The organism is Anabaena sp. CCY 9402-a (assembly GCF_963920945.1).
GTDB classification, from domain to species: Bacteria; Cyanobacteriota; Cyanobacteriia; order Cyanobacteriales; family Nostocaceae; genus Trichormus; species Trichormus minutissimus.
In genome coordinates this window covers 1-18,243 of sequence record NZ_CAWUDL010000079.1, presented here as the reverse complement: position 1 = coordinate 18,243, position 18,243 = coordinate 1, and the positions used below count along the sequence as shown (strand labels likewise).

The following is an 18,243-nucleotide window of genomic DNA, read 5'->3' as shown; positions in this document are numbered from 1 at the left end:
ATGGATAGAATTAGTGTGTCCTTACAATGTCTGAAGACATTACAGAGTAGTAATATCCCAAAAACAAATTGTGCTTTGATTCAGCCAAGAAATTCATTTCTTGGCTATTAAAGTTGCAGATGTTAATGTGGAAATGTTTAATATTGCTTGAGTTCTATACTTTGTGCAAAGTAAAAAAGGAAACTCATTGTGCTTAAACAATTTAAACAAATCCAGGCAGTTTTTGCTGCCAAAAAATTAGGGAAATTCGGTGATTTTGCTATTCTTAAGTCTGATTTATTCGGGGCTAAAGTTGCTCCTGGAGTAGCTGAAAAGTTGCAATCAGTAGAGGGATATTATCCTCCAATTGATTTGGATAAATTAAGGCAATATCCTCTAGGCACATTCGGACGCGAATATGCCGATTATATGCAGATTAATCATCTTAAACCACTGAATGTTAGTCCAGAATTAGCGGATGTTGCTCAACGCAATGTCTTTGCTTTACGTTATGCTGTCACCCACGATATTTTTCACGTTTTACTCGGCTTTGATACTACCTACGCTGGGGAAATTGGCGTATTGGCATTTGCTGCGGAACAAAACTATAGTAAATCACTCAAAATCAGCTTACGGTTAGCTCAATTTATCTATCCTATACTTGCTCCCCAACAAAGCAAGATGATTTACGCTAACCTAAACAAAGGTCAAAAACTGGGGAAAATAGCAGATTTTTTGTTGGGTTATCACTTTGAAGAACATTGGCAAGAACCAATTGAGGAATTAAGAAAGAGTCTAAAATTAGTATAATTAATGACGAATATTTCCGAAAATACAGTCTAAAACCTGAAAAGAGGAGCATTACCTATGATTACTATTAAAGAGAATAACAATAATCAAACTATCCCTAAATTACCAGCTAAACCAAGTGTACCTAGATGGTTGCAAACTTTTAGAGGCATTACTAACCCAGTATATTATCTCAAGAAAACACAACAAGAATATGGAGATATATTCATATCAGAGTTTAATAATTTTCCTCCACAAGTAATTATTAGTAATCCTCAAGCAATTCAAGAACTATTTACTGCTGACGCTCAATTATTTGATGCGGGGAAAGGTAATTATCTGATTCAACCGTTAGTAGGGGCTAACTCGCTAATTTTGCTAGATGGCGATCGCCACTTACAACAGCGTAAACTGTTAATGCCCCCCTTCCACGGTGAACGGATGCGGGCTTATGGTCAATTAATCTGTGAAATCACCAAGCAAGTCACTAGTAAATGGACTGTGGGACAGCCATTTATCGCCCGTCCCAGTATGCAGGATATTTCTCTGCAAGTAATTTTACGGTCTGTGTTTGGGCTGGAGGAAGGCGAACGTTACCAACAAATCAAGCAAGTCTTAACTGAGATGTTGGATACTTTTAACCAACCTTTGAGTGCTGTTTTCTTATTTTTCAAATCTTTGCAACGGGATTTAGGGGCTTGGACTCCTTGGGGGCGTTTTCTGCGCCGCCGCCAGCTACTTGATGAGTTGATTTACCAGGAAATTAATGAACGTCGTAACCAAGTTGATGCTCAAAGTGAAGATATTCTGAGCTTGTTATTGTCGGCGCGGGATGAAAATGGTCAACCCATGACTGATGTTGAGTTACGCGACGAGTTAATGACTATGCTATTTGCTGGTCATGAAACTACTGCGATCGCTTTATCTTGGGCGTTATATTGGGTTAATTACTTGCCAGAAGTGCGGGAAAAATTGCTGCAAGAACTCAACTCAATTGATATAGCTAATGCAGACCCCGCAATAATTACTCAACTACCTTATTTAAATGCTGTTTGTTCAGAAACTCTGCGAATTTATCCAGTAGCTTTCTTTGCATTTCCACGCATTCTCAAAGCACCAATGAAATTCCAGGGCTATGATTTACCGAAAGGAATGATGATTTCTCCTTGTGTTTATTTGACTCATCATCGTCCAGATATATATCCTGAACCTGAGCAGTTTAAACCAGAACGTTTTCTAGAGAGCCAGTTTTCTCCCTATGAGTTTGTACCTTTTGGTGGTGGAAATCGTCGCTGTTTAGGTATGGCATTTGCTCTGTTTGAAATGAAGTTGGTTTTAGCAACAATTCTCTCAAATTACTCTCTGGAATTGCTCGATAAAGTTCCTCTCAAACCTGTGCGGCGTGGTGTAGTTTTTGCGCCTAATGGGGGCGTGAATTTGATGGTTAAGGAGAAAAGGTAAAAATTTTTAACCACAGAGACACTAAGACACGGAGGGAAAAAGGGTTAATTATACTCATGTTCACCTAAGCTCATTTATCTGTATCATATGTTCAGATAAAAGGGGAGCTATTCAAGATGTCCGTTACCAATTCATCACCCCAACTGAAACGAGAGTTAGGGGTTTTTGGGGCGACACTGATGGGGTTGGGTTCGATTGTCGGGACGGGTGTCTTTGTCAGCATTAGCATTGCGTCCGGTATTGCAGGGACGGCGGTCATTTTGGCGGTAGCTATTGGGGCAATTGTGGCTACTTGCAATGGACTCAATAGCGCGCAACTGGCAGCTAATCACCCAGTCAGTGGCGGTAGTTATGAATATGGTTACAAGTATCTCACTCCTGCTTTTGGGTTCACCGCAGGTTGGATGTTTTTAGTAGCCAAGACGGCTTCGGCGGCGACGGCTGCTTTGGGTTTTGCCGGTTACTTGCTGAATCTCTTGGGTGGGAGTTCTGATTGGGTGATTCCTATAGCTGTCTTGGCTGTAGTAATTATGACTTTAGTAGTTTTGAGTGGGATTAAACGCTCTAATCTGACTAATATAGTTATTGTCTTGGTAACGCTGTTATCTTTGGCGTTCTTTATTTTGGCTTGTCTACCCCGCGCAGTAGAACAGGGAGTTAATAATTTAACACCGTTTTTTAGTAGTTCTCCGGGGGCAGTGCTTCATGCCAGTGCGTTGATGTTTGTGGCTTATACTGGCTATGGACGGATTGCAACTATGGGGGAAGAAGCCCGTTTTCCTAGGGAAACGATTCCTAAAGCGATGATTGTTTGTTTGTTCGTCACGATGTTGCTGTATATGACAGTGGCGACAGTGGGAATTGGGGCTGTGGGTGTGGAGACTTTGGCGAATGCTACAGGACAGACTAAAGCTGCACCGTTGGAAGTTGTCGCCCGTACTGTCGGGGGTACTGGTGCGGCTGTAGTTTTAGCTATCGGTGCAATAACAGCCATGTTAGGCGTGTTGTTAAACTTAATTTTGGGCTTATCCCGCGTACTATTGGCAATGGGTAGACGTGCAGATGCTCCCAAATTTTTAGCACATCTAAATCGAGAACAAACCGCACCTGATTGGGCGGTGATATTTGTGGGAATTGCGATCGCTCTTTTAGTATTATTAGGCAATGTCAAAACAACATGGTCGTTTAGTGCCTTTAGTGTCTTAATTTACTACGCCATCACCAATTTTGCCGCTTTAAGACTCCCGGCTTCAGAACGCCTTTATCCTGTGTGGATAGGTTGGATAGGGCTTTTATCTTGTTTATTCCTAGCTTTCTGGGTAGACTCAGCAATTTGGCAAGTCGGTTTAGGTTTGATTGTAGCAGGATTAATTTGGCATCAGATCAGGCGATCGCTATTCCAACAAAATTAAAGTTTTATAGCGTTTCTCGGTTGAGTGAGGCACAATCACCCAACCCTCCCCACCAGCGACACTACGGTGTATACACAAGTCTGATAACCTTATGCTGTATCGTTTTGATCCCCCCTAACCCCCTTAAAAAAGGGGGGAAATAGAATCAAAGTCCCCCTTTTGAAGGGGGATTTAGGGGGATCAAACAACATTTTGCACTCAGCATAGAGATGTGTATACACGGTAGCCAGCGACGAGGGGAGTACCTCACTAAACTAGGAAACGCTCTTATTACGAATTACACACTAGAAACATCATCCATTAAGCTACTTTCGAGTTGTTTTTTCGCTGCTTTTAACTGTTTCCAAAGAGTTTTGATTTCATGGTAAGCCTCTTGGGGAGACAGCTTCCCATTAGTTTGCAAATTACTGATATAACTCACGCGTTGGGCAAATTCTTGGAGATTGGCGTTAAATACTAAATACTCTGGCTTGAATTGACCATAATAACAACTACGCGGATATAGAAAGTCAGAGAGGTTAGAGAGAAAATCTGATTGTTCTGACATTTTTACTCATACCTTTTATTAGTTTCAAGCCAGACTCAAGAATTACCAACTGTGTTGGCGATAATTCTATATCAAATTAATAAAAAAAAATGTATTTTGGGTGACGTTTTTCTGAAATATACAGCACTCCTATTTGATTTGTCAGAATTTTTAGCCTTCAAAATCTCGCACGATATTATGGTTGCTATTTAAATTTCAACTAGAAGTTAATTGTTCTGCAACCTGACCAATAATTTCCTCTAACGTGCGGAGTAATTCTTGCTCGTTGTAAGGTTTAGAAAAATAAGCTCGCGCCCCCAATTGCATAGCTAATTGTCGGTGCTTATCACTACTACGAGATGTCAACATCATTACGGGGATATGTTTAGTTGTAGTGCTAGAGTTAATCTTATCTAAGAAGCCGTAACCATCAAGGCGTGGCATTTCAATATCACAAATCACACCTTGGACTTGTAAACCATCGGTTAACTTTTCCCAAGCATCTTGCCCGTCTTTGGCTTGCTCTACTTGATACCCTCCTTTTTCTAGGGTGAGTGCTAAGAAACGGCGGACATTAATTGAGTCATCAATAATTAAAATTGTACCTTTAGACTCAATAGTTGGTGCTGGTGTTTTACCACTGTTAAAAAATAGAAATGGTGTTTTTAACCTAGCTGATGGTAATTGATGGCTTCTGGGAGTACGCTGATGATTGGCAATCCAATACAGCAACTCATTGGTATTAACTAAGGACACTACCCGCCCATCACCCAAAATTGTGCAGTTACTAAAACCTGTGGGTAGGGGTATATTGCCCTCAACTTGGCGAATAGCAACTTCTTGCTCACCCCAACATCTATCTACTTGGATGGCGACGGGTTGATTTCCTGGGATGATTAACACACTAGTGGCATTAATGGCGGGGGGTGTTTCTAGTTCTGGGCTATCGTAGCGTGGGCAGTTAAACTCTAGATAGTTACTCAAGTGAATCAATGGCAGTGTAGACCCTTGCCAGTTGATTAATTCACTACCGGAAGTAGAGATAACTTGCTCGGTTTGCAGTAAAAACAGTTCCGCTACGACATCGGTAGGAAATGCCAGCAGCATTTTATTGCTTTCTACTAACAGGACTCGCGCCATAGATAGGGTAAATGGCACGGATAAGGTAAAAGTTGTGCCAACGCCTGCTTCCGTATCAACTTTGATATCGCCACGTACTAATTTGAGGTTGTTACGAACTACGTCCATCCCCACACCGCGACCAGATAAGGCTGTCACTTGGTCGGAGGTGCTGAACCCTGGTTCAAAGATGAGTGATAACAGTTCTTCGTCGGTAGCGTGAACAAGTAAAGCTTCATCTATTCCCATCCCCATAGCGCGGGTGCGAATTTTCTCTACAGGAATACCTCGACCATCATCACGCATGGTAATGATGGTGCGATTACTTTGGTGAGTGGCGGTAATTTCAATTAATCCTTGTTCTGGTTTACCCACGGCGCGGCGGGTGGTTGGTTCTTCGATACCATGATCGAAGGCGTTTCTCAAAAGGTGCATTAAAGGATCATTTAATGCTTCTAAAATGCTGCGTTCGATTAAAGTATCGCCGCCTCTCACTTGTAGCTGGACATTTTTGCCGTATTCCACATTTAAGTCACGGATGGCTCTGGGGAATCGCTCGACTAAATCCGAAATGGGACGCATTCGGATATGGTTGAGTTTTGTTTGTAATTGTTTTGATGTTTTATTGAGTTTGCGGGTAATTTGGTCTGTGTCGTCAACGCTGAGTTGAATGTCCGTGGCAACTTCTTGCACTTGAACAATGGTTTCCATGACGACTTGCGATCGCAAGTTTAATTCAGCATGGGGATTTTCTTCATTCTGGGCTAAGGACTGACTTACAGAGATAAAATTTCTGGCGGATGTTTGATTATATGCTGTCCGCAACTCCTGATTTTCTCGCTCTAGAGTCCGCACGCGCTGATTTAAATTACGCACTAGTTTACGTAGTTTTTCTAGTTGGGAATTTAATCCATTACGCTGGACAATTAATTCCCCAAATAAATCATTGATTTTTTCTAATTGTTTGCTAGGAACTCGTACTGAGTTTTCTTGTTGATGTTCCCGCTCTTTGTCGCTTGGCGGCTGGGGACTGGGGACTGGGAACTGGGAAGGAGTTTCTGGAAAAATTTGGTCGGATTTTACATCTCCAGTTTCTGCTTTTTCCGCAAATATTGTGTTTATTCCTGCAAAATCAACTGCTGCTAGTTCATGATTAATATTTTCATTGTTGTAGGCTAACCCAGCATTAATAAATTCTGCGGCTGGGGTGTCATATTCTGGAACTTCATCAATATTTGTAGAAATCAAGGGAGTAATTTCGGCTGGCTGAGATACAGATGCTAAGTCATCTAAATCTAGGGTTGTAGGTAAATTCTCCCGTTGATGAGTTAACACCAAAGCTTGCGATCGCCGCCAAGATTTTAAGGCTAGTTGGGCAATTGACCAGATGCGATCGCCTCCCGTCGGGTATAGCCCATCGCCTGATGCGTTTTCTATATGATATTTAATAGATTCACAAAGCTGGGTAAAGGCTGTGAGTTGCAACATTTCCCCCAAGCCGCCTAATTCCGCCGCCATCGTTGCCACTTCTGCCTGTAAGCCTGGCTGGGATGGATCGGCTAACACTGATTCTAGACGCTGCAAATATTCATCTACTTCCGTGCCGAACAGCAGGGGAATAATATCTTGCCCCTCATCTGTAGATAAGATGGTAGCGGCATCTTCTGGAGTAGGATCACCCAGGCGATCGTGTAATTCATCAAAAACAGGATAACAAAAAGTTTTTAACCACTGTTCTTCTATGGTATTTCCTTCTGCTAGTAATGCCACAATTTGCCGCAACCAATCTACAGCAGTAAGCAGGGAACTTTGTAATTGGGTGTCAATTGCTAAGGAATTTTTACTAGTTTTTAAAACTTTAAAAGAATCTTCTAACCGATGGGATAAATCACTCAAAGCCCGAAATCCCATCATCGCTGCGCCCCCTTTTATCGAGTGAGCAGCCCTTAAAGCTCCATTAATTTTATCTAAATCAATCCTGTGATAAATATCGATTTCTAATAACACCACTTCGAGGGTATTAATGTAATCTGTTGCTTCTTCCAGAAATTGCATCTGGATTTCTAATTCTTTATCTTTTGACATAATTATATTAATTCGTAATTCGTAATTCGTAATGGACTTCTCTACGTTCTCTCCGTTCGCGGAGCGTGTCGTAGACAGAGGCTACGCCAACGCGCAGCGTGTCGGAGACAGACACTTCGTGAACGCTAACGTAATTCAGATTGGGAATAGGGCATTGGGCATATAAATTCAAAATTCAAAATTGTTCGCGCTAGCGTCACGCAGTGAATAACTTCTGCCCCTCTGCTTCCCATGCTTCCCATGCTTCCCCTGCTTCCCCTGCTCCCCCTGCTCCCTCTGCCCCCCGCCCCTACTCCCTGCTTCCTAAATCACTTTAAAAGTCCCAACGGTTTCCTGTAACTGGTGGGAAATTTCTACGGTTTGTTGCAGAGATTGGGCAACTAAATGGGAAGAATCGCTGGTGCGTTGTGACACAGCCGCAACATCTTGCATCAGTTGGCTGACTCTTTGTGATGTTTGTACTTGGGATGCTGTGGCTGTAGAAATTGACTTAATTAAAAAGTCAATTTGCTGTGATACATCTAAAATTTGGCTGAGGCTTTGCTTGGCTTCTTCAACAATTTGCGTACCTTCTACTACTTGGGTAGTGCCAATTTCCATTACTTTGACTACTTCGCTGGTTTCCTGTTGGATGTTCTCTACAATATATTCAATTTCTTGGGTAGCTGAGGCACTTCTGGCGGCTAATTCGCCGATTTCTTCAGCGACGACGGCAAAACCTTGGCCTTCTTCCCCAGCACGGGCGGCTTCAATACCAGCATTAATTGCTAGTAAGTTGGTTTGGGTGGCAATTTGGTTAATGATGGAGACGACACGAGAAATTTGTTGCGAAGATTCTCCTAAGCGTCTAACTTTCCGGGATGTTTCACCGACTGTTTCCCGCAAAGATAGAATGTTCTGTACTGTTAAATCCATTGCTTGTCCGCTTTTGGTGGCGGTTTGGGCTGCGTGGTTAGCGACAGTTGCGGCTTGTTCTGCGCTGGCGGCTACAGCCTGCATGGAATAAGTCATGTTGTCAACAGCATCAAGAGTACGGTTGATTTCTACAGATTGAGTGAGGGCGGCTTCTGCTAGCTGGCGAATTGCGCCTTCATTAGAACCAATGGCTGTATTCAATTGATTCGCGGCTTGTTTAACTTGGGTGACGATATCCCGGAGATTTTCGATAATGGAGTTAAAAAAGTCGGCAACAGTGCCTATTTCACCAGCTGTCACGTCGGCGCGGACTGTTAAGTCACCTCTAGCTGCATCTTCTACATGACTCAGCAGTTCTAAAAGTTGCATTTGTAGTGCTTCTTGCCCTTCGCTACTAAAGTTGTGGGCTATAACTGCCTTTTGTTTGGCTAAAATTTGCAAATGTTCTCCTACTTGGTTAACATTGGCAGCCAAAACTCCTAATTCATCGGCGGTGGTAACTTCTACGCGGGTGTTAAATTCCCCTTGACTCAGCTTGGTTAAGGCAGTATTGGCTTTGGATAGCTGCTGTATGGTACGGTTGGCTAACCAAGCTGCGATCGCACCTACAAGACTAGCTGTCATAACTGTGCCAATGGCTATTGTCCACAATAATTGTCTTTGGGGCTGCCACAAAATTTCTGCATCTGTGGTTAATAAAACTTGCCAGTTGAGATTAGGTAAACCTTCTAGACGTTGTGATGGTACGTAACTATAAAGTTTCCCATCTGTGATTAAACTATCGGTTTTTTGATGTGCTAGAAGTGGCGATAAATCGGGATAAGCTGTTTTTACTTGTTTACCTAATAATTCTTTGTCTGGACTGAAAAATACTTTGCCTGACGGGTCAAGTAAACTATATGTACGTCCATTAGCGACGTAATTTTTCATCGCTGCTGCTAGTGATTTGATCGGCATCCGCACGCGAACTACAGCAATAGTTTCATCTGTGACTGTATCTTTAACTGGTGCAGCTATGTAAATACTTGTTGCTTCTGGTTGACTAATAACCGGAGTATTTCTTTGTAGAGTTGTTTGAAAATAATTTTGATATCTTTCTGTCTCTAAGGCTTCACCTGTAGACTGGAGAATTACCTTACCTTCAATATCAAATACAGCTATGCTGTCATAATTTTGGTTAATCTGGAGAATTTGATTAAGCAATGCTTGCTTTTCTGCATCAGTGGTGATGTTCCTCACCCTAGAATTAGTTAAAAATGGTAAATTGGCGAGAGTTTGAATATCTTGATAACGTTCTAAAATATATCGGTTAACTGTATTGGCTAAATCAGTTGCTTGGGTTTGTTGCGCGTCGGTGACTTGCTGCGTAATGGATTTACTGAGCAAATTATAGGCGATCGCGCCGATCGTGAATACAGGTAGTGTACCAAGTGCGATCGCTAAAATTACCGTTTTTGTTCTCAAACTCAATCGCTGTACATAATTAACTAAATTATCTAAAGTATTCCGACTAGTTTGATGTTGAATAGCACTTGACAGTTTGACTATACCATTTGTATTTTTTTGATTGACAATAAATGGTTGATTATTTTGAGAGTCTCCACTCTTCGCCATATCAGTTTTATGAAACATCACTTAATTTTTCCTAACTATTTAAAGAGAACACAAACCAATTTTTGATTTATAGCAACTAACCGCTACTTATACAAAACTGCCGAATTAACAATCGCCTGGGCATCTAATACTAAAAATACTTCTTCTTGTTGTGCCACACAACCCTGCAAATAAGGCACTAAACTAGATGCCACCTGTCCTATAGGAGAATGAATTTCATCTGGCATAAATTTAGTTATGCCTTTAATTTCTTGCACCACCAATCCTAAAATTAGTGATTCCACCTTAATCACAACAACGTTATACTGACGCAGCCGATGATCTAAGGATTCTAAATTGAGCATTCTTGGTAAATCAACCGTCCAAATAATGCGGCTACGCCAATTCATTAAGCCTAAAATGCAGGCAGGCATAGTTGGCATTGGTGTTATAGTATCAACAGGTAAAATCACTGCTTCCTGTGTATAAGTCATTGCTAAAATAGCAGATGTCTGTTGATTTAGTTGAAACTTAAGATAAGCATCTCCTAATTTATTTTGATGATGATTTGTTGCCAAGATAGCTTTAGAATTATTTTTCATCGATTTAAATCACCACTGATTTAATAGCACGCAACAAAAGTTCACGGGTGTATGGCTTAGTTATATACTCACTAGCACCTTGTTTCATTGCCCACAAACGATCAATTGCTTGATTTTTAGAACTGCAAATAACTATCGGTACTTTTGCCGTAATGGGGTTTCTCTTTAGAGAACGACACAATTCAAAGCCACTCATACCCGGCATAACTACATCAGTCACAATCACATCTGGCTTTTGTAATAAAGCTTTTTCTATTGCTTCTTTTGCCCCAGAAGCTTTAATCACGTTGTAACCACTCTCTTGAAGATAGTGGCTCATTAATTCTAATTCGCTGGGCGAATCTTCTACAATTAAAATTGTTCCGACTAAAGTCAAACTCACTTTTAAATCTCCTTAAATAATTACCTATCACCTATCACCTATCACCTTCCTCCCCTACCCAAGATGTTTAAACACAATTTTCAACAATTCTGATTGGTTAAACGGCTTTGTTAAATAACCAGAAGACCTGACCATTTTGGCTTTTGCTCTGTCAATAAAGCCTGTTCTTCCAGTCACCATAATAATTGGGGTATTTTTAAAAGCGGAATGTCTACGTAACAAAGAACATAGCTCATAACCATCTAAATTTGGCATTTCTACATCTAATAAAATTAAGTCTGGTTTACTGCGGAGAATTTGCATCAAAGCCTTTACTGGATCATTTATAGTCACCACGGCAAATACATTTTCATCCAAGAAGCTTTTTATAGAATTTAATACTGTTTGACTATCATCTATACAGGCAATAGTATATAAAGTTTTTCTCACTAAGCGAGGGCTATCAACTGGGTCTAAATTATTTGGTTGAGGTATTATTTGCCTATTTTGTTGTTGTGGCTGAGGTTGTGGAGTTTTATTTGTAAGTAAAACCGGAGAACTCCCACCACTATTAGATGAAGATGGGATACGTTGTCGATTTCTTAACTGTCTTTGACAAGATTCAACTAATAAACGTAAGTCTAAATAACAAAACTTTGGTAGTTCTTCCCACGTAGTTTCAGGATAAAACTCATAGCTTCCTTCTTTTAAAACTAGAAATGATTCCAGCACTTCTTTAGCTAATTCTTCTATGAGAATGGCTGCTTGTCTAACAGTAATATGACCTTGATTGACTAACCAGCAAATAGCTTGGTAATCAGCGTAGGTTAAAGACTGACTTTCATCTTGGGGTTCAAACATCAAGCGCATTTGCACACGAGTTCCACTGTTGAGAGTAGGAATTTTCTGACTCAAGTGCCGCAGGTGAATATCAAGACGATCAAATAGCTTATCTGAATATGAGGCATAAGTAAGTTTACCTTGCTCTAGATTAATTGTCCAAAAAGCTACCTCTGTAAATATACGCAAACATCCTGTAGCATGGCGACTAGTTAGCTGTGCTAATAAAGATATAGGATGTAGTTTCTGGATTAACCTGTAGCTACTTATAGGAGTTGTGTTCATTTTTTCTTTACTTCAGCTAAATTTGTTTAGCAGTTTTACCACAATTCCTATCAAGGATCAGTTAATAGTTTTTTGTAATCTTACATACAAATTTTTGAACCCAAGACTTGTGGTTAAACCCCATGAAAATCATGCGTAAGCTATTGTTGCTGTAGTTACTTGTACTTAAATTAATAGGCACTGAGTAGGATTAAGTCAACAAAAGGCAAAAACTCTAACGAATCACATACCTTATGAGTAACTTTTAATTGATAAACACTGAAATAATAATGCAAAATTAACAGAATTTAACTTAGCGTTGGTCAGTATTTACACTTAAAAATTTTCTAATTAACTTAATTTAGGCTGATTTTTTAAAATACTTCCGTAAAATTACGGCATTTTTCTAAAAAATCCCTGGAATTTACCTCAACATCGGCTGCTGCAATTGTGCATATAGTTCCCTATTTGGAAGCGGATATTATTGAATTATTAAAATTCAACGGGCTATTTGCTGTATTGAGGTTGGAATCACAATAGTCGAAAGTCATTACTCGGCTAGCTGGATTGTCTAGATATCTCTCTCTAAGACTTCCAAGAATGCCTACTCTTGCTCGTGGTTTGAGGCAATTTAAATCTATCTTTTTAGGCTGGAAACTCTCTCAGGTGGACTTGTGTATACACGCTAGGTATCATTGCTGTTGGAGTTGTCCATCTATTGCGACAATCTCCACACGTTCTAAATTAGGTGGTAAATAGAGATACCTTGTAAAGCCATTGCTCTACCAGTAATAAGGAATCGATGCCTCATTTTCTGATAATCTTTACATTCCTTCTGAAATCCCGCTACTTGTTTGATAAATAGGTCGGGAAACGCTATAAATTCTGTCAACTCTCATAGCTTTACCGTAAATTCACAGTAAGCCAGATTGCTTTAGCTATGAGTATACAGCATAATGCTAACATTGTAAGTAATTTTGTCAGTCAAGTAGGATTTAGCAAGATGAAAGCTGTCGGTATTTACACCCTTGCCAATGATGCTGTATTTGACCAATTAGTTGCCTTGCTAAATAGCATTGAGGTCAATGTTAGTCCAGATATTCCTATATGTGTGATTCCTTATAATGACAAAATAGATAAGGTGAAGCGGGAAATTCAATCTAGAAAAAATGTCACCCTATTTGAAAATAGGGAATCAATTCAACGGTGGGATAATTTTGCTGATGAAGTTTGGGCTGTACATCCAGAAGCAAAACAAGGGAATTTATCTCGCAATGGTTGGTATCTCAGCCCCTTATTAAGAAAGCTGTGTGCTTTTGATGGTGAGTTTGAGAAATTTGTGTTTTATGATGCTGATAGTTTAGCCATGAAACCACTAGAAAACTTATTAGATAAACTAAATAATTACGATTTTGTATTTGATGATTGGGAGCATAAAAAATCTAGAGAAAATGCGGCTTTAGATATCACAATTATAGAAAATAGTGGCTTATATAAAGAGGAAGATGTCCGTCCTAAGTTACATTGTTCCAGCTTTTTTGGCTCTAAAAAAGGAATTTTTGCTCCATCAGAACTTGCGGGTTTTAAGAAGTTGTTAATTGAGGAGAACGAAATAGAGTGGGTAAGCAAGTGGTGGGATGATGCCTTTTTGTTCAACTACATGACATTAAGGTGCGATCGCCCATTATTTAATTGCACACTTAGCCCCAATGGTCAAGAGAGAACAGGCAATTGTGCTAACGCTGATCCTTTTGTGAACATTAATAATGTTCTTTATAACCAAGAAGGATTAAAACCCATTTATCGTCTTCACTACATGAGTTACTCCTCTAGGGACTTTGCCAGATTATGCCAAGGTGAAGATGTTAATATCCGTTATCGCAACGAGTTTCTGCACTATCGCTTTCTCAAAGAACCAGAAAAAAGACCAAAACAGTTAAAATCACCTAGCATATTCACAAAAAGTAATCGAGTTTTACAGAAAGTAGCAAATAAAATCCAAGCCGGTATATCTTAATATCTTTGGGTGAAACGTAGATGCAACTGCTGCCATAAAGTGGCAGACTTATTGATATTTTTGTAATAGGTATTCTGGTAAGGATAAATATTAGATGCTAGTTTTTATAATCCCCCTCAAAAGTAAGCATATTTGCCAATCTTGGGAAAGAGTATGTCAACTATTTGAAAGAACTGTCAGGTCAACTTGTCATCAGACAACAGATGACTTTAGAGTAATTGTTGTGTGTAACGAAAAACCAAATATTGAATTTATCCATAAAAATATCATATATATTGAGTATGATTTTGCCTTACCTAGCTTAGATTGGCGCAGCAAAAATATAGATAGAACACGCAGACTGATTACTGGCTTAACTTATGCTAAAAATTTTAACCCATCACATATTATGTGTGTTGATGCTGATGACTGTATTAGTAAACGTTTAGCCGAGTTTGCCAATCGTTATCCTCAAGCTAATGGATGGTTGATCAATAAAGGTTATTCCTATACAGAAGGAAATAAAATTATCCGCCTGATGAGGAAAGGCTTCGAGCAATACTGCGGGACAAGTAATATAGTTAGATATGATTTGTATGATGTACCAGAAATTATAGATAAAATCACTGAAGCTAAATATGTAGAATATATATTTAACTATTATAGACATCGTGAAATAATTCGGACTTTAGCCAAAAAAGGAACGCCTCTTGAACCTTTACCCTTCGCGGGTGCGATATATACCAAAAATGGTCAAAATAATTACTTGGGGATTGAAGATAACAAGAAAAAAATCAATATAAAATCAAGATTTTTCCGAATGAAAGCTTTATTGGACTACAGATGGCTCACAAAAAAAATCCGTGATGAGTTCCAATTATACGATGTATTTAATGAATAAATTTGTAATTTTTAAGACTTGAGGTTAATCGTTGTGGTGACAATTAGTGTCTGTATTCCTACTTTTAATCGAGAAAATTTACTTCCTTATGCAATTAATAGCGTTCTGGCTCAAACTTACACAGATTTTGAACTAATTATCTGTGATGACGGTTCTAGTGATGGTACGCCAGAATTGATGTCACAGTACACAGATAACCGAATTAAGTACATTCGTCATCCACAAAATATCGGTAAAAGTAATAATATGCGCTCTGGTTTTGATGCTGCCAGTGGTACATATTTCATTAAATTTGATGATGATGATAGGCTAACACCAGATTTCTTAGCACGTACTGCGGCGATACTTGATCAAGACTCTAGTATTGATTTTGTAGGCACAGATCATTGGATTATTGATATTAATAATATTCGAGATGAAGCCAAAACTCAAGAAAATTCTCGTCGCTGGGGTAGAGCTAATTTAGCAGCCGGTATAGTAGATAATTTATTAGAAGTAGTGTTTATCCAACAAAGTTTTCAAGTGGGAGCAACTTTATTTCGTCGTTCCACCTTACAAGAGTTAGGATTTATGCTGCCTAATATCCAAAACTGCGAAGATAATGATTTATTTGTGCGGTTAGCCTTGGCTGGTAAAAAGGGTTATTATTTACCAGAATTATTAATGGAATATCGCTATCATGCAGAACAGCAAGGTATTGATAGAGCGATTCCTTATTTGTTTGACAAAATTAAGTATTTAGAAAGTTATAAATTTCCTGCCGAGAAGTTAGAAAACATTCGCCAACATCGTCTAAATGAAGCCAAGTTATTGTTAGGCTTGCGTTTAATTGAAAAAGGCGAAATTCCCAAAGGTAGAGAGTTAGTTTTAGCAGGTAAGTCTTTCTCAACTACTAAAGCTTGGACTGGGTTGGGTTTATCGCTATTACCCGGTGTTTTGCGGGGTCAAGCATTTAGTTTACTGCGACAGATGCGCGGGTAAATTGAAATTAAATCTTATGTAAACTAAGTTTGCCTAATATTAAATAACTTCCAAAACCTTATTTAGCAAAAAAACGGAAATTTATTACCTGTGACAGATGCGATCGCTGAGTGTGTCGCAATCACTGGCACTAATTAGAGCTACTATATAAAAATGTGTGTAAGTTATTGCCTTTTGAGCTAGAGTATTCCTGTTGTAGATGCTCTATTGAACTACCAGTATGGAAACGAGTGAATTAAAATTTCTCTTAAAATTATTAGGATTTCCCAATTATCGAGCAGGATTGGCCGCTTTTAGCAGTTTTAAAGGTAAGGATAAAATTTGTGGTGCATTAGGCGATCGCGAACTGGTAGACTATTCCCGTGAGATTGCCACAGTCAAGATTTTATCTCCTGGTCAAGCCTTGCTGAACCTTCCACCAGGCCAGTTACCCATCACAGACAAAGAACTAAAGGTACTGGAGAAGATAAGTAAAGCTTCCGGTAAAATCGCACCCAGTAAAATCACCTCACCAAAAGCTACTGAACGAGACGCGATATTAAAAACATTGAATACACGCGGATTAATTGATGTAGAAGAAAAACTTCAAAGAATTAAACCCGAAGTTTGGCTAACTGAAAGAGGAATCGAGTTTTTACGGGATGACTACAACCCAGTAGGTAAAGCAAACATTAGCTTAGATTTGCTGAACAACTATCTCCGGCTTTTACGCAAGACTTGGCGGGTTAAGTCAGCACCAGTATCTATTGTTTCTACTCCTATTGTTGAATCATCAATTGAAAAGATTATCAATATCAATGATGAAGAGATTTTACAAACTATTGAGAAATTAGACAAAGAATTGGGTAGGAAAAATTATTTACCAATTTTCCATCTACGACAAAAACTACAACCGCCACTTTCACGAGATGAATTAGATCAGGCTTTGTATCGTCTAGAAGAAGCTAGCAAAATTGAATTAAGTACCTTAGCAGAACCACAAGATTATACATCTGAACAAGTAGACGCTGGAATTACTCAAATAAGCGGTGGTTCTTTGTTTTTTATTACTGTGAATTAGCAATTTACAGTTCAACAATTACGAGCAGGGTAACTTTTAAGTACATAGGGATATCCGTATGGCAACAATTGACGAACTTATTAAACAATCACTCAATCCATTTGATAATAATGCAGCACGTAATTTTTGGGAAGATCAAGAACCTGCTCCTACTGTTGAATCTATTCACAAAGAAGCTTTAAACGAAATCAAAAGTCTTTTGTCTCAAACTGCCCAAGATCATCAAACCCGCACTCTAATTCTCTATGGGGACGCTGGAGCAGGTAAAACTCACTTTCTGGGTAGGCTAAAACAAACACTAAACGATCAGGCTTTTTTTGCATATATTGAACCATTTCCTCAGAGTGACCATATTTGGCGGCACATACTACGTCACACCATTGATAGTCTAGTTAATGCTCCAGCAGGACAAACCGACTCTCAATTACTTCTTTGGATAAAAAGCTGTTTGTCTACTATTCGTGAAGATTTGCTTGATGAACAGCAAAGTTTAGTTGATAAGATAAAAGGATTTTTTGGAAAACAGAAGACAAATACTAAAAGTGATCGTCAATTATTCATTGATATTCTTAAAAGGCATATAGGTAATACAGGAATTTACAACGCTAATGAATTTTTTGGTGTTCTTTATGATTTGACTAATCCAGACTTATACTTTTTAGCTTGTGAATGGTTAAAAGGTGATAACTTAGATGAAGAAAGCCTAAATAAATTACGAGTAAGACAGTCGATTGATAGTGAAAATACGGCAAAGGGTATTTTAGGTAATTTCAGCAAAATTTCTGCCAAAACCCAGCCTATAGTATTATGCTTCGATAACCTAGATAATATTGCTCGGTTGCCGGACGGTTCTATTGATATACAAGCTTTATTTAATGTTAATTCTGCAATTTATAATGGTAAATGGCAAGGTTTTCTGATTATAATTAGCATTAAAACTGGCACTTGGAATGATAATTTTAAGCGTGTACAACCTGCTGATTTAGATAGAGCCACTATAAGAGTATCTCTTAAACGTATTACGCTCGAAGAAGGGGAAGCCCTTTTAGCTTCTCGACTTCATCCACTTTACAGAAAGGCCTACTCTTTACCTGATTCTTCAATTTACCCCATAAATACAGAGGTATTTATAAAAGCATTCCCCAGTCGTAAAACCTCACCTCGTCAGATTTTAACACTAGGGAGAAACTTGTTTCACGATTATAAGCAATGGCTATTCAGAGATAAAAAACCCCCTAAACCAAAATGGTTAGATGGTGAAACTCCAGATCCGTCTCGGACACATCCACCAGAAGAAATTCAAGGGGAGCATCCACTTTTGGAAGATATACAAGTTTTGGGAGAATATAACAACAGAGA

General features: G+C 39.1%; 15 protein-coding genes. 8 read left to right on the top strand and 7 right to left on the bottom strand.

The features are described from left to right. Positions 1-189: 189 nt before the first annotated feature. The 3 genes from ACM0OR_RS23120 (at position 190) to ACM0OR_RS23110 (ending at position 3,641) form a co-directional block, all read left to right on the top strand. The gene (locus ACM0OR_RS23120; RefSeq protein WP_323266784.1) at positions 190-789 is read left to right on the top strand and encodes a Coq4 family protein; all 600 of its coding nucleotides are present in this window, start codon (positions 190-192) and stop codon (positions 787-789) included. A 57-nt stretch (positions 790-846) separates the two neighbouring features. Further along, positions 847-2,229 (top strand): cytochrome P450, encoded by a 1,383-nt coding sequence (locus ACM0OR_RS23115; RefSeq protein ID WP_414578913.1) that lies wholly within the window; start codon positions 847-849, stop codon positions 2,227-2,229. A gap of 116 nt (positions 2,230-2,345) precedes the next feature. Continuing rightward, positions 2,346-3,641: an APC family permease gene (locus ACM0OR_RS23110; protein ID WP_414578912.1), complete on the top strand. Its 1,296-nt coding sequence runs from the start codon at positions 2,346-2,348 to the stop codon at positions 3,639-3,641. Between the two features lie 277 nt (positions 3,642-3,918). Here the strand turns inward: ACM0OR_RS23110 and ACM0OR_RS23105 are convergent, their stop codons facing one another. The 7 genes from ACM0OR_RS23105 to ACM0OR_RS23075 form a co-directional block, all read right to left on the bottom strand. Further along, the gene (locus ACM0OR_RS23105; protein WP_414578911.1) at positions 3,919-4,188 is read right to left on the bottom strand and encodes a hypothetical protein; all 270 of its coding nucleotides are present in this window, start codon (positions 4,186-4,188) and stop codon (positions 3,919-3,921) included. Positions 4,189-4,383: 195 nt separating this feature from the next. After that, a complete protein-coding gene (locus ACM0OR_RS23100) occupies positions 4,384-7,371 on the bottom strand; it encodes a response regulator (protein WP_414578910.1) in 2,988 nt (995 codons plus the stop codon). Between the two features lie 7 nt (positions 7,372-7,378). Beyond that, complete coding sequence (locus tag ACM0OR_RS23095) at positions 7,379-7,543, bottom strand: hypothetical protein (RefSeq protein ID WP_414578909.1); 165 nt, start codon at positions 7,541-7,543, stop codon at positions 7,379-7,381. Between the two features lie 131 nt (positions 7,544-7,674). Beyond that, positions 7,675-9,918: a methyl-accepting chemotaxis protein gene (locus ACM0OR_RS23090; RefSeq protein WP_414578908.1), complete on the bottom strand. Its 2,244-nt coding sequence runs from the start codon at positions 9,916-9,918 to the stop codon at positions 7,675-7,677. A 65-nt stretch (positions 9,919-9,983) separates the two neighbouring features. Beyond that, positions 9,984-10,481, bottom strand: a complete 498-nt coding sequence (locus tag ACM0OR_RS23085; protein ID WP_323266221.1) for a chemotaxis protein CheW — start codon at positions 10,479-10,481, stop codon at positions 9,984-9,986. A gap of 4 nt (positions 10,482-10,485) precedes the next feature. Beyond that, entirely contained in the window at positions 10,486-10,863 is a 378-nt protein-coding gene (locus ACM0OR_RS23080; protein WP_414578907.1) for a response regulator, read from the bottom strand. Positions 10,864-10,917: 54 nt separating this feature from the next. Next, positions 10,918-11,967, bottom strand: a complete 1,050-nt coding sequence (locus ACM0OR_RS23075) for a response regulator (RefSeq protein ID WP_414578906.1) — start codon at positions 11,965-11,967, stop codon at positions 10,918-10,920. Positions 11,968-12,949: 982 nt separating this feature from the next. On the opposite strand from ACM0OR_RS23075, the gene ACM0OR_RS23070 reads away from it, so the two are divergent. The 5 genes from ACM0OR_RS23070 to ACM0OR_RS23050 all read left to right on the top strand — a co-directional run. Beyond that, the gene (locus ACM0OR_RS23070; RefSeq protein WP_414578921.1) at positions 12,950-13,963 is read left to right on the top strand and encodes an Npun_R2821/Npun_R2822 family protein; all 1,014 of its coding nucleotides are present in this window, start codon (positions 12,950-12,952) and stop codon (positions 13,961-13,963) included. 223 nt (positions 13,964-14,186) lie between these two features. Continuing rightward, complete coding sequence (locus tag ACM0OR_RS23065) at positions 14,187-14,843, top strand: glycosyltransferase family 2 protein (protein ID WP_414578905.1); 657 nt, start codon at positions 14,187-14,189, stop codon at positions 14,841-14,843. Positions 14,844-14,876: 33 nt separating this feature from the next. Next, on the top strand, positions 14,877-15,824 hold the full coding sequence (locus ACM0OR_RS23060; protein WP_414578904.1) for a glycosyltransferase family 2 protein: 948 nt from the start codon (positions 14,877-14,879) through the stop codon (positions 15,822-15,824). A gap of 220 nt (positions 15,825-16,044) precedes the next feature. Further along, on the top strand, positions 16,045-16,884 hold the full coding sequence (locus ACM0OR_RS23055) for a transcription factor RcaD (RefSeq protein ID WP_414578903.1): 840 nt from the start codon (positions 16,045-16,047) through the stop codon (positions 16,882-16,884). 58 nt (positions 16,885-16,942) lie between these two features. Then, positions 16,943-18,243, top strand: a 1,301-nt coding sequence (locus ACM0OR_RS23050; protein WP_414578902.1) for an AAA family ATPase, incomplete at its 3' end; no start/stop codon positions are given.